We start from the raw sequence: 13,560 nt of genomic DNA, 5'->3' as shown, positions 1-13,560 counted from the left end.
AGCTTACCCATCCTTCCACCCCAAATTATTTGTGCTCTTCAGGTTATTGGATATGCTTTCTTTTTGACCAATTATCAAAATTGATCCCATAACCCATAAATAGTCCAAGGTATGAACCTCTGTTATTCACGTTGAAATTGCTCCCTTCCCATTTTTCCCGATATAAGTTTGAAACCCCAAACTGTTGTCTTACACCAAAAACAAAATAATTGTTGCGTTTATTGTACAACTTTATCCCTGCCTCTGTCCTAAAAACAGGGCTTAGAGCCAATTTCTGGTTCTCAGCTGATTGTGCGCCTTGATGGGTGTCAAAATATCGGTTGGTAGCTACACCTATCGAAGGCTGTATAAAGAATCCATATTCCCCTTTATCCCAATTGTACCGGGCACCAAGTGCATAAACCCCATATTCTTCCCCTATTATGGACTTACCGAATCCAGATCCTTCTGGATAATTTTCCGAAAAAGGAACCCTTAGCCACTCAGCTTGAACGCTTAACTGCCACCGTGCTGCCATTCTTGTCAAAAAATTGACCCCCAAATGAAAATCCAAAGGAGACTGAATAGTCGCCGATGGATCAGTGGTTAATTTTTCAGCTTCAAAAAATGATTGATTCCCTCCTCCATACAACTCCAAATTGAATTTGCCCTGTGCGTAAAGCTCAGTTGAACCAATAAAACCCAAAACAAATAAGATACAGATGTGAAAATTTTTCATGATATAAATGAGGTTAGCTGTACAAATATGAAAAATTTTGAATTATTAAGCCTTTCGATACAACTTAACAAATGTTAATCCCTTAGTTAAAAAATGTAAATTAAAGCATACTTTATTTTCAACCTGAATACAAAATCAAGCATGTCAATCAATTTTTTCTCAGCAGTATTGTAGCAGTTCACATAGTTTCAGCGTCTTATATAAAAAAAATGACCATGAAAGCCTTAATCACCATCAAAGCATCTGGGAAAAAAATATTGGGATTTCTATTCTTTCTAATCATAACAGCTGGCTGCCTTCCCAGTGAAGATCCGCTCACCGGCCGGGTAGAGCCCAATTTGAGAGCACTCAGTGCAACAGAGGAAAGGCTTTCGCAATCAAGCACCAAATTTGCCATCGACCTTTTTCAGCAGATCGGAAACAAGGAATCAGAGAAAAACCTTTTTTTCAGCCCATTCAGTATCCATCAGGCCTTGTCTATGACCATGAACGGAAGCCAAGGAGAGATCTTGGAGGAATTTAAAAATGTTTTAAGATACCAAGGACTTAGCCTGGATGAGGCCAACCAAGGTTCCAAAGAACTGACCGAGTTTTTATTGCAATTGGACCCCAAAGTAAAATTGGCCATAGCCAATGCGATCTGGTACAAACAAGGTTATCAAGTCTACGCTCCATTCAAAGAAATTGCCCAAAGGTATTACCATGCAGAGGTTGCTGCACTGGATATGGGCAACCCAAATGCTGTCAATGTCATTAACAATTGGATTGCCCGGCAAACCAACAATCTCATCAGAGATATGCTCGACAATATCCCTGAAAATGCAGTGATGTACCTGGTCAATGCCATTTACTTCAAGGCGGATTGGACATACAATTTCCCGAAAGCAAACACCAAAAAAGAAAAATTCTTTCCGTACAATGGCCAGGAAGTGATGGTTGACATGATGGATCTTGGCAAAGCAGCTGGATTCAGATCTTATGGCACGGCAGATTATGGCTACCTAGAAATCCCTTACAGTTCAGGCCAGTACAACATGGGTGTACTGATTGGACAAGAAGGAAATACGGCAGCATTAGCTTCTTATTTGACCTTAGAAAACCTGGAGAAATGGAAAAAAGATGCAAGGGATATCAATTTAATTTTGAAAATGCCCAAATTCAAAATTCAGTACAGAATACCCAATATGGCAGAAGACCTTATGGCTTTAGGACTGGAAAAACCATTTGATTACCACCCTGATAATTTCACCAAACTTTTTTCCAACCCAACTAATTATCTTAAAATCAATAGGGTGATCCATGAGGCTTTGATCGAGGTGGATGAAAAGGGTACTGAAGCAGCTGCCGCCACAATTGTAGAAATCGTGGAGAGAATAAATATGGGTCCATCAGAACCTGTTGTTTTAACATTGGATAGGCCCTTTATCTTTTTTATCCAAGAAAAACACAGCGGTGCTATCTTGTTTATGGGCAAATTAGAGAATCCTATTGAATAGTAATCTATTGGAATGGCTTGGGATATCCTGCTGACCGCAACTTGAACCATCTTATTTTAACATGGCCATCTTTTTCTGCTTATCCAAAATATTCAAAGGCAACTTCCAGCCGAAATCAAATCTAAAACCATTTAGTGTGGCTTCCTGATTGAATTGATAATTTATTCCTTCAATAAGGTAATCAACCGAAATGTTACTGATTACCGGTGATCCAAAATTCCTGGTAACATTCAAACTCATAAAGCTGGAATTGAAAACCTGGAATTCTAAATGCATGCCAGCATTGAACAAAAAATGCTTTCGAATTTCAATTGGAATACTTTTAACAACCCCGGCAACACCAATTTGGGTTTGATCATTAAAAATCACACTACCGTTAGACCTAAAGGTAAAATCCCTCGTTAGGGTGTTGTCACTTAGCAGAACAGAAGTCCCAAAACTAGGACCAAATCGCACAGTTTTCCAATCTGAGAGCGGTATATCGTATTTAAAGGTAATGGGAACATGAGGGGTATTGATTCCATAAACAATCCATTCATTCCAAACAAAACTACCATGGTCTATAGCAATAGGATTCCCTGCTGAAAACTGACCATAACCAGCTTCTAAGGAGTAATTGTTCCACTTGTATCCAAATACAAGGCTAAATTGGCCACTACTGTTAAAATAAATATCCTGTTCGGGAGTTGTCGGCTGCTTTATTCTAAAGCCTCCATAAGCCATCAGGTAAAAACCATCTGCATTGGACAGGTCATTTTTGATCATTTTGTTTCAATACCGTCCTAAATAAAATATGAGAGGTCTGGTTTTTTGCCCAAAATAGCTATTTTGGGTTTGCACCAAAAAACATAAACCTCCCATGAGTAATATTACATTGTTTTCTCAGATTATTAAAAAAATCGAGCGTTCAATTTTCAAGAAACTGGTTGAAGAGAAGCAAACGGACAAGGGCTGCAAAGGCTTTGACAGCTGGACGCATTTGGTTTCCATGCTTTTTTGCCATTTTGCCAAAAGTACTTCTGTAAGGGATATTTCAAACGGCCTGCGTTCGGCCACGGGGAACCTCAACCATCTGGGGATTGCCAAGGCACCATCCAAGTCCAGTATCAGTTATCAGAACAAGCGCAGGGACTCTGACCTGTTCAAGGAGCTGTATTACGGGCTTCTGAAGCATTTAGGACAGCAGGCGTCCCTGAGCAGGGTAAAACTACGGATCAAGGCTCCCGTCTATCTGCTCGACTCCACGGTGGTAAGTCTTTGCCTTTCGATGTTTGACTGGGCAACCTTCAGGACCAAAAAGGGTGCTGTAAAGATGCATACGCTTCTGGACTATGACGGGAAACTCCCTGTTTATGTGAATATTACAGAAGGAAGTATGGCAGACAATAAAGGCGCTTATGATATTCCTTTGGAGAAAGGATCCGTTATAGTGGCGGACCGCTATTACAATGACTTTCCGATGCTCAACATTTGGGACAGCAAGGGGGTCTTTTTCGTCATAAGGCACAAGGATAACCTTAAGTTCAGCACAATCAATGAACGTCGACTCCCTGAAAATACTGCACAGGAAGTACTGATAGACGAAGAAATTGAACTGGTAAACCCGCAGTCAAAAGTGAAGTACCCCGGAAAACTCAGAAGAGTGGCTGTATGGGACGAAAAAAACCGACAGACCGTCGAACTGATTACCAATAACTTCAAATGGTCAGCAAAGACAATCGGTGATCTTTACCGGTGCCGATGGGAGATTGAGATCTTCTTCAGGGACATCAAGCAGTTACTCCATATCAAAACCTTTATCGGAACATCGAAAAATGCCGTGATGATCCAGATATGGACCGCGCTGATCACCATTCTGCTCCTAAAAGTGATGAAGGCAACCGCTAAATTCGGATGGCATCTGTCCAATCTGGTTGCATTTATCAGACTGAACATATTCGTTAAAATAGAGCTGCAAAAGTGGCTGGACAAACCCTTTGAAGACCATGAAAAACCTCCTCAAAAAAGCCAACAGGGGGTTCTATTTCCGGATTACAGATAAAATCACAATAGAAATTGCAGAAACACAGCTAAACATCTGTCTTGTAAATTATTTAGGACAGCATTGATTTTGTTTTGGTTATAATAGCGCTTGGGAATTTTTCTTTTATGCCTACTCCAATTGGAAGTATTGATTCCATAGCCTAAAAAAGCAGAAGCAAAAGACCCCTTAGATGTAACCTGATGCACCCCTGGCCTTCCGTCTAAGCCAAATATTGGAGCATTCAATTGCTGGAAATTATATAATCCCTGCTGATAGCGAAGCCCGGCGGTGAAGTAATTTTCTTTTCGGTTTAGTATTTTATATCCAACTTCAGCGTTTAACCCCAAACCTAAAGTATTTATGACCATTCCGGTTTCTAATCCATCTATTGGATCCTCGGTAACAGTGGGGTTAAAAGCTGGCGGAGGAAAAATTAAACTTGACCCAAGCTGCCAGAAAAACCCAGTCTGATTTGGTTTAAAATAGGTTTTTCGTAAGACAAATCCCATTTGAAAAACATTGTCTCCCAGAAAGGACAATGAACTTACTGTATCATACAAAAATGTCCTCCAATGGTTTCTCTTTACCAAATCGAACTGAACCCCTAGCTCTAAATCATTCCCCAATTCATAAAACCCTCTCAAACTCCCCTGCCAGGCCCATTTGGTGTTAGACCTGAAATAGGGTTCAAAAGCAGAATTCTCATAACTTAAAAAGGAACGGGATGGACCTCCTGATATTTCTATATGAAAATTACGCTGAGCCATAGCGCTAAAAAGGACAGCCCAGAAAAAGATGGCAAGCAAAAACAGCTTTTTCATCATGAGACTTAAAATACTAATATACAACTAAATTCCGATTGGGATATTATCAGTAGCTAAGATTATTTTTTGACAAATCACCAATCCTTTGAAATCCCTATTACCCCTAATGATTTAACCCAAAAAATCGGATGACGACTTTTCGATATCCAACTTCTACCATCTATAACGGAAAAGATGATAGCACACAGATGACGCAGATTTGGTAGATCTTCGCGGATTTTTATTTCCGACATTCCACTTTCGAAATCCCTCTTTTACCATCGGTTTTTCAGGCCTTTTCTAAAATCCGACTTTCAACATCTCTCTTTTAATTCAACTCCTCGCGGAGTTGGGAAGGCCGGTAATACCCTTCTCCACCCTTTCCCGGGCAGCGGCCCGGGGCAAATAACCTGCGGTATTGGACGCCTTCAGCGTCAAAAAACAGAAAAATATAGGTGCCCAAAGTCTAACCTCTTGCTTCTTGTGTCTTATGTCTTGTGTCTAGTCTCTTAAAAAAAAATACCCAAGTTTCTTATGTATGTAATTTTTTTATATATTTAGCCATCCAATGTACTTAAACACCATGTCTAATAACAATCTGATCAAAGGAAGCCTACAGACTATCATCCTCAAACTGCTGGAAGAGAATGAAAAAATGTACGGCTATGAGATAACCCAACGGGTAAAGGAACTGACCGAAGGCGAAATCAAAATTACTGAGGGCGCCCTCTACCCTGCCCTGCATAAATTGGAAGCAGAAGGACTGCTGACCACTGAAATCCAACAAGTGGACAATAGGGTAAGGAAATACTATAGCCTGACCAAGAATGGGCAAAAGGAAGTCAGTGCCAAGATGTCCGAGTTACAGAGTTTCGTAGGTAACCTCCAACGTATCCTGGATCCTGAATGGAAGCCGGGTTTGGCTTAAAGGGTTCACGCAAGGTTCGCAACGAATGACGCAACGAAATATTGAACATTGATTTTAAAATTAATTATAGCCTAAAATCCGCAGGATTTTAGTTTGGAGATTTGAATCTGCTTGTTTGTGTTCATTTTTGGTCTAGTTCGGGAATTTCTTCCCTTTGATTGAAGAGTGTTCATAGTTTTGAGACAATGGATTTTAGGTTTGAGGATAAAATGGACGGTTTTTTTTCCTCAATTTTAATGGAAAAGGCATACCTCTTCCCTGTAAATCTTTATTTTTTGAGCTCCTGAGGGGTTTTTATCTGAATTTAGTTCAAAATCGGCTTGTAATCCTTACTCGTGAACAGTTTGAGCACTTCTCTTCTTCCCGTTCTTATCCACTTGGCTGAAACAGTGATAAATCTGAAGATAAACTTCTTGAGCCTGTCGGTAGGCTTAAGCCAATCAACTTTTCTGGAATACTCTCCAATGATATAGGTGTAAAAATTGGCATACATAGCCGTCATAAGCATAAAGGAGGTATTCTCTGCAAGGAACGAACAGGGCAACTTAGACCAGCCAAAGTCATTGTTGAGTACATCAAACAAGCGTTCGCTTGCACCCCGGGCGTTATAAAACCTTACAACAGCTTCATTGGACGATGTATGTTCATTGGTCAGAATAGCCCTGTAAGTAAATGCATCTCCACTAAACACATCTGCCTGCCCGTCTTTACGCCTGATTCTGGTAATGACCAGCCTGTAAGACCTGTCTTTACCGAAAGGTTTGTAGTCGGATAGGTCAGTAACTTCCATTTCCTGTACACCCAAACGTATTTTCTGCCACTTCTCAGGGGCTATACTTCCAAGGATATTATCCAGTTTGGCACATCTGTTTGCCCGTATATAAAAGCTTTCGGTATGTGCTTCCAGTGTGCGGAGAACTTCTTCCTGATAGGATGCTGAATCGGCTCTGAACCTTCCGATACGGATATTTTCATTGGTAAGCTGCCCAAACATGCGTGTAAGTGTATCAGCCTGCAAATATTTGGCCTGACTGTTGCCATTTCTGCCCTCTACGTACACAGGAATGGCCTGTGAAAATTCAGGATGTGCTATGGAAGCTACACCTGGCTGATATCCATAGACGTGTTTATATGTCTTTTTTGAATCGTACTTTTCAGTTGGAATGACGGTGTTGTCATAATCGAGGTCGTAAGCAACACCTGACTTGAGTAATCCGGTCTTACAAGCTGATTTTAACAACAAGCTGTTGAGTTTTCCATTGATATTAAATTCATGGCTTACTCCACTGGACGGATTTATAAAGAGTTCTGTATCAACAGCAAGCTCTTTGATACCTCTCAGAATTGTATCGGCACTGCATACTGAAAATGAAGGGACCTGTTCAAGTGCGTCTCTCAAGTGAACATTGATATCTTCAGTACAGTCGCCACCATTAAAGAAAATAGCCATATGATTGGCGAAAATGTCACTGTATGAAAACCCTCCCCTTAAGGCTCTAACCCCCAATTGATTATCAATGAGTTCTGGGAGACCAGAATTTTTGAAAGAGTTAAAAACAAAATTAAAACCTCCGAAAGGTGTGATTTTTTCTGTCGAATTCGTAATTTTCATACCGCTTATCAAGGATGTGTGGTAACACCTAAATAAGTGAAAAAAAAACGAGCCGGAAAAGCCTGAATTGAATAAATTCAGCCACTTTTTCGGCTTTTTTTAAATCCGCCCTGCGGATTTAAGGTATAGATTAAAAAAATTAACCATAGCGAGCGTGGCGAAAACTTTGCGCCCGTTGGGAGAAATCACTACAATCACTACATGAAAAAACTAATCATATAATAAAACACAAACTTTAAATATGGAAGATTTACTAAAAAGAATTACGATCAATCCAGATATCGCGCATGGCAAACCAACTATCAGAAATACCCGATATGGTGTTGCATATATCCTTGAGTATTTGGCAGGAGGCGATACTGTTGAAGATTTACTAAAGGAATTTAAGGACCTTGAAAAAGAGGATATATTGGCCTGCTTAGCTTATGCAGCACAGATGGCAAATACCAAAGACTTTAAAATCAGCGCTTAATGGAGTCATTAATTAGCAAGCATTCTTTGATTATTCTTACACCTGAAAGTATAAAAGTAATACAGTGACCCGCCAACTAACCAACATAGAACTCCAAGAAATCCGCAAAGCGATCATGCGGAAAGAGATATCCTCAGCTGAGATTCTGATAGAAGTCTGGAAAATCAAATCTAAAAAAGCTTTGATATGAAGTTGACTGAAAAAGATATAGAAAACCTGCATTACCATATCAATGGTAAGCGTATCCCATATATCGAGGTAAGGGATGAGGTATTGGACCACTATCAAACGGCCTTGGAACAGGAGGAGAAAAGGTCTCTAGAAGATGTATTGGCTGAGTTGGATCAGACTTTTACTATAGGATACTGTAGACAAATTGGACACTATCCCGATAAGTGTGTAAACTTCAAATTATGGTTTTATTGTCAGGTATCAAGAAGCCTGACCCTATCACCAAATATAAGCAGGAAACTGTTAAGAATAGCTCCCCAGTCTCTGATAGGCATAGTCCATTTTTTCGATGCTTCTCTTGCAGCCAGGAAAACAGACTTCATTACGGCATCATCTGTCGGGAAAGAGAGCTTGTTTTTGGTGTATTTTCTGATCTTTCCATTGAGATTTTCAATCAGGTTGGTGGTATAGATGATTTTACGGATTTCAGCCGGGTAATCGAAGAAAACGGTGAGTTCATCCCAGTTGTCCCTCCAGCTTTTGATGGCATAAGCGTATTTGGATTCCCATTTTTTGGCAAAATCGTTCAGGGCAGCCCAAGCAGCATCTTTTGTAGGGGCGGTATAAATTTCCTTCATATCCCTTGTAAACGCCCTGCGGTCTTTCCATGCGACATATCTACATGCGTTTCTGATCTGGTGGACGACACATATCTGAGTGACTGATTGGGGGAATGAAGCTTTTATCGTATCAGTAAACCCGTTCAGGTTGTCAGTTGCCGTTATGAGAATATCTTCAACCCCTCTGGCTTTCAGGTCGGTGAGTACCCCCATCCAGAAAGCCGAAGATTCATTCTTGCCAAGCCAAAGGCCTAGGATCTCTTTAAGGCCGTTAGTTCTGAGGCCAACGGCAATATAAACGGTCTTGTTGACCACTTTGGAGTTCTCCCTGACTTTGAAGGATATACCATCCATCCAAACGATCAGGTATACAGGGTCAAGCGGCCTGTTTCTCCATGCAACAATATCCTCCGCTACGGCACCGGTAACCCTTGAGATGGTGGAGGAGGAAACATTGATGTCATAAAGCTCCCGGATCTGTTCTTCGATGTCCTGGTTTGACATTCCCTTGGCATACATGGAAATGATCACGTTTTCAACGCCCTCCGCCATGCTTCTGCGTTTGGGCACAAGGGCAGGCTCAAAGCTGCCGTCCCTGTCTCTTGGGACTCTGATTTCAGCTTCCCCAAATGTGTTTTTTATTGTTTTGGTGGAATAGCCGTTCCTTGAATTGGGATTATCGGAATTCTGATGCTTTTCATAGCCAAGATGGGCATCCAGCTCGCCTTCAAGCATTTTCTCAACGGCTCTTTTCTGAAGCTGTTGAAGGAAGGAATTAAGCTCCCCGGCAGTCCTGAACTGCTTGAGGAAGTCATCATTTAGGAGATCTTCTTTTTTCATTTTTGTAATCTGTGTGTTATAAAGGTAAGAAATTGTCCACACACAGACCGGGGGGCGCCTACCGCGGGTTCCTCAAATTCCCTGTGCGATTTCTTCTAAATCACACAGAGAATTTCGAGGTTTAACTTTAACTTCGTAAGTAGTGAAACCAACTTACACAGTTTGTGTCATAGTCCCACAAATTGCTAATAAATACCTTCAAAATCTAAAGGCAGAGTACCCATTACGATTTAAAAAGGAATTGTTTGCTTTATTTTCAATAAAAAACATCTGGATCCCAATTTTATTGTTAGCCTTTATCCTAACGCTGACAAACTATATCCCAAAGACCTCTGCACTACTTCATTTGTTGAACATAATTATGCTATCAGCTTTGGCTATCGAAAACTGGGCGATTCCAAGGTCATATCCCAACAATGAGAAAAAGCACCACTATAGAATGATCGATGACAAACCTATTTTTGCCCACTCCAAGGCAGATTCTCCAAAAGGCTTTGCCATTGTGCATATAATCTGTTACGGAATAGTCCTAGCTCCTTTACTTTTTATTTATCTCATGGAAGGTGGTCATGGAAATGATACAAATCTCATTTTCCAGCCTCCCTATCTATATGCCACAGTAGTAGGAGCATGGCTATTTATACTAATGATGATTGTAAGGTTCCGTGCAAAAACCAACCTTTCAAGACCTAAAATCAATTAATGGCAGAAATTATGAGGACCCTATTTGAAAATGAAATCCAACTAATCAAAGCCCGTCTCGATCGCTGCTTGATTGCGTACCAAGAACTTTACGATGAGTTGTTGGACCATTACATTTCTGCCTTAGAACAGGCTCCCGAAGAGGATTTTCTTCAAAAGAAGGAAGAGTTGGACGATGCTTTTTCTTGGTCTGTTATCAAGCGCATGGAAAAGGACCTACAAAATATGGCTTGGAAGGAATTTACGAAAGCAGCGCTATCCAGTTTTCAAATTTGGAAATTGGGCTGGACCAAATTAGTGACACTTTTGCTTGTTTCAACAGTAGCCTTTTTTGCTTTTAAGTTCGTCGGACCGGAATACTTTTACACAATGGCATTAGCTGGCATTGGGTTAACTTTAATGGCAATTCTTTATTTTCATAGAGAAGAATTTAGATTCAGTTTTTCTATAAACCCTTGGAAGCATAGACCTAAGAAAGTGCTGCAAACCACAGTGACACTGTCATTCGTCTTTGTCTTTAATCTGATCAATTTATTTGCCCAATTGATACCCCTTTTGCTGGAAAGCTCTCCTTATCAGCAATTCACACCCATAGTTTTCTTGATTTTAGGATCATTATTGATTGCCATGACGCTGACAATTTATCAATCCATCAATCTAAAAACATTAAAACTGATCAAGCCATGAAACTAAACCCCGAACAACTGGAAACGATCAGACTGGAATTGTCTAAAACAAAAATTTATTACACCGACATTCAGGATGAATTACTTGATCATGTCGCTTCTGAAACCGAGCAACTCATGCAGGAAGGCATGGATTTCAACACCGCATTTTCTCAAGCTGCCCAAAAGGTAAACCCGGAAAAATTTCAGATGGATGTGCTGATTGCTAGCCATTTGTCAAAGATCAAGTCAATTTTCAAATCATTGGTGGAACCGATGATTTTTATCAAATCCTTATTGTTGGCAGGTTTGATACTGGCTTTTGTGCATGGATCTGGCTTAGAAATCCCTTTTGCCATCAAATGGATGAAAACTTCCTTCATCGTACTCATTACTTTACTGATCGTATTATCTTTCAGGAAAAAGCTACTCAAAAACTCCAATGTGGTTGCTTCTTGGAACTCTTCTTGGTTAGTGTTCTGGCTAATGTTTATAGTAATTGATTTTGATTTGTTACTTAAACTAGGATTTACTGCTCAAACAATCTTTGCAATCAATACGCTTAGCATTTCCTTTTTATGTATCAGCGGCTATACCATGACAATCCGTGAAATTCAAAAATTGAAGACAGCATGAGCATATCAGAAAGAGACATTCAGTATTTAGAAGGTTTTTTCAGTTTTACCTATTACCATCCTGCTATTTCCATCAGCATACTTTTTTTCATGCTGATCTCAGCAAGGGCTATGTATCATGTATATCATTCCCAACTTAAACCCTTTTTGTATGAAGTTAAGTAAAGATCAAATCGAGCAACTCAAAAAGCTCATTTCTTACAAGGGTTATCCAGAGATTGATGTTCAGTATGAAATCCTGGATCATGTGGCCTGTAAAGTGGAAGACTTAATGTCAGAAAATCCAAAGCTGAGTGTACCCGATGCTTTCCAAAAGGTGCATGCTTCCTTTGGAATTTTTGGGTTTTCGACGCTGGAAGAATCTTATAAAAAGATGATTGAAAAAAGGCTTTGGGGTTACTATTGGAATGAACTCAAGCAACTCTTGACCAGCTACAGAATTATCTTTCCTTTGGGATTGCTCTTCATCTTTTACCAATCCTCCGCATTATTGGGGGATTCCAAAGCATGGATCCTGATGATGATAGGCTTTCTGTTCATTTCATTCATTTGGGTAGTAATCCGCTATTGGAATACCCACAAAAAATATAAAAAGTATGCTTCCTACATGGCTTCCAACTCTGTTTTCCAACTGACCAATTTTGGGGTGCTCACGTGTCTCTATGGACATAATTTTGTTTACCGACAGGGAGGGGTTCAAGAGGGCTTATTTGTAAAGATTTTTATTGGGGCAATTTTGACAGCGATAGCATTTCTTTTTATCAGCATATTTATTTTGCCAAGGGTTTTGGATAGAAGCATTGCGGATACGGAGGAATTGATTCAGGTTTATGGGGAAGGGTGAATCCCTTTATGATTCATGCCAATAAATGGCACTAAAAAATCAAATTACAATCAAAATAAATCAATAAAACTAAATAAATTTTTATATTTTGCATCCGAATAAGAATATTCATTTCCAAACACTGAATCCTTGGTATTTAATGCATCAGTATAAAAATTCCCAACAAATAATTTTTTCCTCAAAATTAAACACTAGTCAAATGATAAAGGCACTTTTAATTTCCGCTGTTTTCTATACAGTTTTCTTTAATGCGCTTGCTCAATCTCCCTGTGACCCACATCCACTATTTAATATCCTACCCCAACACAGCATTTCCGGTTGTGAACAAAAAGAGTATGATAAAATCAAGGTTGAGTTCACCGATAAAGATGGGACTTGGATTCAATATGAAAAAGCAGGGTATTTTCTGAAAACCTTCTACACATTTGAAGGTGAGTGGGGTAAGAATCCCTCCAATGCTATGATCTTCCAGAATTACATTCAGGCGGTAAGTTCCAAAGGAGGCACAGTAATCAACCAATCCAAGGCCAACCTGTTTCTCCATTTCAAATCCGGAGGAGAGTCATGGTACATTCATATCCAAAGTGATCAGAGCGGCACCTTCTCGGTGAGTTGTGTACGGGAAGAAAATATGAATCAATATATCGTGCTTTCTGCTGAGGATATCGCCAAAGAAATGAAAGCCAATGGCAAGGCTACTTTTTATGGAATTTATTTCGATACTGATAAATCAGATATTAAGCCTGAGTCCAATGAGACTTTAGAGCAATTGGCCAAGTACCTAAAATCGAACCCAAAAGTAAATGTCTTCATAGTGGGTCATACAGACAATACCGGTTCCTTTGAGCATAATCAAAAATTATCAGAAAAAAGAGCAGAAGCGGTGGTCAACCATTTAATTGGAACGTATCAAATTGCTGCTGCCAGATTAAAAGCTTACGGTGTATCTTCACTATCGCCAGTTTCAACGAATACATCAGAAGAAGGGAAAAGCAAAAACAGGAGAGTGGAGATGGTATTGAGGTAAAATC

15 protein-coding genes are annotated in these 13,560 nt (G+C 39.8%); 10 read left to right on the top strand and 5 right to left on the bottom strand.

Translation table 11 applies throughout. From position 1 onward, the window contains the following. Positions 1 to 43: 43 nt before the first annotated feature. Positions 44 to 718 carry a hypothetical protein gene (locus BC751_RS08585; protein WP_130275186.1) on the bottom strand — a complete coding sequence of 225 codons (675 nt, stop codon included), beginning with the start codon at positions 716 to 718 and terminating at the stop codon, positions 44 to 46. Between the two features lie 215 nt (positions 719 to 933). Here BC751_RS08585 and BC751_RS08580 point away from each other — a divergent pair, with 215 nt between their 5' ends. After that, positions 934 to 2,214 carry a serpin family protein gene (locus tag BC751_RS08580; protein WP_130275185.1) on the top strand — a complete coding sequence of 427 codons (1,281 nt, stop codon included), beginning with the start codon at positions 934 to 936 and terminating at the stop codon, positions 2,212 to 2,214. Positions 2,215 to 2,265: 51 nt separating this feature from the next. Here BC751_RS08580 and BC751_RS08575 read toward each other — a convergent pair whose 3' ends face one another. Continuing rightward, the gene (locus tag BC751_RS08575; RefSeq protein ID WP_130275184.1) at positions 2,266 to 2,979 is read right to left on the bottom strand and encodes a hypothetical protein; all 714 of its coding nucleotides are present in this window, start codon (positions 2,977 to 2,979) and stop codon (positions 2,266 to 2,268) included. Positions 2,980 to 3,073: 94 nt separating this feature from the next. Between BC751_RS08575 and BC751_RS08570 the strand changes: the two genes are divergently transcribed. Further along, entirely contained in the window at positions 3,074 to 4,255 is a 1,182-nt protein-coding gene (locus tag BC751_RS08570) for an IS4 family transposase (RefSeq protein WP_130273808.1), read from the top strand. 2 nt (positions 4,256 to 4,257) lie between these two features. Here the strand turns inward: BC751_RS08570 and BC751_RS08565 are convergent, their stop codons facing one another. Next, positions 4,258 to 5,004, bottom strand: a complete 747-nt coding sequence (locus BC751_RS08565) for a hypothetical protein (protein ID WP_130275183.1) — start codon at positions 5,002 to 5,004, stop codon at positions 4,258 to 4,260. A 619-nt stretch (positions 5,005 to 5,623) separates the two neighbouring features. Between BC751_RS08565 and BC751_RS08560 the strand changes: the two genes are divergently transcribed. Continuing rightward, the gene (locus BC751_RS08560; protein WP_130275182.1) at positions 5,624 to 5,968 is read left to right on the top strand and encodes a PadR family transcriptional regulator; all 345 of its coding nucleotides are present in this window, start codon (positions 5,624 to 5,626) and stop codon (positions 5,966 to 5,968) included. A gap of 304 nt (positions 5,969 to 6,272) precedes the next feature. Here the strand turns inward: BC751_RS08560 and BC751_RS08555 are convergent, their stop codons facing one another. After that, the gene (locus tag BC751_RS08555; protein WP_130273823.1) at positions 6,273 to 7,580 is read right to left on the bottom strand and encodes an IS1380 family transposase; all 1,308 of its coding nucleotides are present in this window, start codon (positions 7,578 to 7,580) and stop codon (positions 6,273 to 6,275) included. A gap of 241 nt (positions 7,581 to 7,821) precedes the next feature. Between BC751_RS08555 and BC751_RS08550 the strand changes: the two genes are divergently transcribed. Beyond that, positions 7,822 to 8,052 carry a DUF433 domain-containing protein gene (locus BC751_RS08550; RefSeq protein WP_130275181.1) on the top strand — a complete coding sequence of 77 codons (231 nt, stop codon included), beginning with the start codon at positions 7,822 to 7,824 and terminating at the stop codon, positions 8,050 to 8,052. A 425-nt stretch (positions 8,053 to 8,477) separates the two neighbouring features. Here BC751_RS08550 and BC751_RS08540 read toward each other — a convergent pair whose 3' ends face one another. After that, on the bottom strand, positions 8,478 to 9,683 hold the full coding sequence (locus BC751_RS08540; protein WP_130274032.1) for an IS256 family transposase: 1,206 nt from the start codon (positions 9,681 to 9,683) through the stop codon (positions 8,478 to 8,480). Between the two features lie 361 nt (positions 9,684 to 10,044). On the opposite strand from BC751_RS08540, the gene BC751_RS08535 reads away from it, so the two are divergent. The 6 genes from BC751_RS08535 (at position 10,045) to BC751_RS08515 (ending at position 13,556) form a co-directional block, all read left to right on the top strand. Further along, positions 10,045 to 10,386, top strand: a complete 342-nt coding sequence (locus tag BC751_RS08535) for a hypothetical protein (protein ID WP_130275180.1) — start codon at positions 10,045 to 10,047, stop codon at positions 10,384 to 10,386. Between the two features lie 11 nt (positions 10,387 to 10,397). Beyond that, positions 10,398 to 11,072, top strand: coding sequence for a hypothetical protein (locus tag BC751_RS08530; RefSeq protein ID WP_165389815.1), 675 nt, complete (start codon positions 10,398 to 10,400; stop codon positions 11,070 to 11,072). Continuing rightward, positions 11,069 to 11,686: an HAD family hydrolase gene (locus BC751_RS08525; protein ID WP_130275178.1), complete on the top strand. Its 618-nt coding sequence runs from the start codon at positions 11,069 to 11,071 to the stop codon at positions 11,684 to 11,686. Before BC751_RS08530 ends, BC751_RS08525 begins: the two co-directional genes overlap by 4 nt. Further along, positions 11,683 to 11,850, top strand: a complete 168-nt coding sequence (locus BC751_RS21890) for a hypothetical protein (RefSeq protein WP_165389765.1) — start codon at positions 11,683 to 11,685, stop codon at positions 11,848 to 11,850. Before BC751_RS08525 ends, BC751_RS21890 begins: the two co-directional genes overlap by 4 nt. Beyond that, complete coding sequence (locus BC751_RS08520; protein ID WP_130275177.1) at positions 11,837 to 12,529, top strand: hypothetical protein; 693 nt, start codon at positions 11,837 to 11,839, stop codon at positions 12,527 to 12,529. The genes BC751_RS21890 and BC751_RS08520 overlap by 14 nt, the downstream gene beginning before the upstream one ends. A 199-nt stretch (positions 12,530 to 12,728) precedes the next feature. Beyond that, on the top strand, positions 12,729 to 13,556 hold the full coding sequence (locus tag BC751_RS08515; protein WP_130275176.1) for an OmpA family protein: 828 nt from the start codon (positions 12,729 to 12,731) through the stop codon (positions 13,554 to 13,556). Positions 13,557 to 13,560: the final 4 nt, after the last annotated feature.

Origin of the sequence: Cecembia calidifontis (genome assembly GCF_004216715.1) — a bacterium.
Taxonomy (GTDB): Bacteria; Bacteroidota; Bacteroidia; order Cytophagales; family Cyclobacteriaceae; genus Cecembia_A; species Cecembia_A calidifontis.
This window is presented reverse-complemented; position numbering and strand designations above follow the sequence as displayed.

What these genes read in the sequence shown, in the direction of transcription:
- BC751_RS08565 (WP_130275183.1), bottom strand. Translation starts at nt 5,004, where the DNA reads ATGGCTCAGCGTAATTTTCATATAGAAATATCAGGAGGTCCATCCCGT.
- BC751_RS08580 (WP_130275185.1), top strand. Translation starts at nt 934, where the DNA reads ATGAAAGCCTTAATCACCATCAAAGCATCTGGGAAAAAAATATTGGGA.
- BC751_RS08515 (WP_130275176.1), top strand. Translation starts at nt 12,729, where the DNA reads ATGATAAAGGCACTTTTAATTTCCGCTGTTTTCTATACAGTTTTCTTT.
- BC751_RS08530 (WP_165389815.1), top strand. Translation starts at nt 10,398, where the DNA reads ATGAGGACCCTATTTGAAAATGAAATCCAACTAATCAAAGCCCGTCTC.
- BC751_RS08555 (WP_130273823.1), bottom strand. Translation starts at nt 7,580, where the DNA reads ATGAAAATTACGAATTCGACAGAAAAAATCACACCTTTCGGAGGTTTT.
- BC751_RS08540 (WP_130274032.1), bottom strand. Translation starts at nt 9,683, where the DNA reads ATGAAAAAAGAAGATCTCCTAAATGATGACTTCCTCAAGCAGTTCAGG.
- BC751_RS08585 (WP_130275186.1), bottom strand. Translation starts at nt 718, where the DNA reads ATGAAAAATTTTCACATCTGTATCTTATTTGTTTTGGGTTTTATTGGT.
- BC751_RS08550 (WP_130275181.1), top strand. Translation starts at nt 7,822, where the DNA reads ATGGAAGATTTACTAAAAAGAATTACGATCAATCCAGATATCGCGCAT.
- BC751_RS08535 (WP_130275180.1), top strand. Translation starts at nt 10,045, where the DNA reads ATGCTATCAGCTTTGGCTATCGAAAACTGGGCGATTCCAAGGTCATAT.
- BC751_RS21890 (WP_165389765.1), top strand. Translation starts at nt 11,683, where the DNA reads ATGAGCATATCAGAAAGAGACATTCAGTATTTAGAAGGTTTTTTCAGT.
- BC751_RS08575 (WP_130275184.1), bottom strand. Translation starts at nt 2,979, where the DNA reads ATGATCAAAAATGACCTGTCCAATGCAGATGGTTTTTACCTGATGGCT.
- BC751_RS08570 (WP_130273808.1), top strand. Translation starts at nt 3,074, where the DNA reads ATGAGTAATATTACATTGTTTTCTCAGATTATTAAAAAAATCGAGCGT.
- BC751_RS08560 (WP_130275182.1), top strand. Translation starts at nt 5,624, where the DNA reads ATGTCTAATAACAATCTGATCAAAGGAAGCCTACAGACTATCATCCTC.
- BC751_RS08525 (WP_130275178.1), top strand. Translation starts at nt 11,069, where the DNA reads ATGAAACTAAACCCCGAACAACTGGAAACGATCAGACTGGAATTGTCT.
- BC751_RS08520 (WP_130275177.1), top strand. Translation starts at nt 11,837, where the DNA reads ATGAAGTTAAGTAAAGATCAAATCGAGCAACTCAAAAAGCTCATTTCT.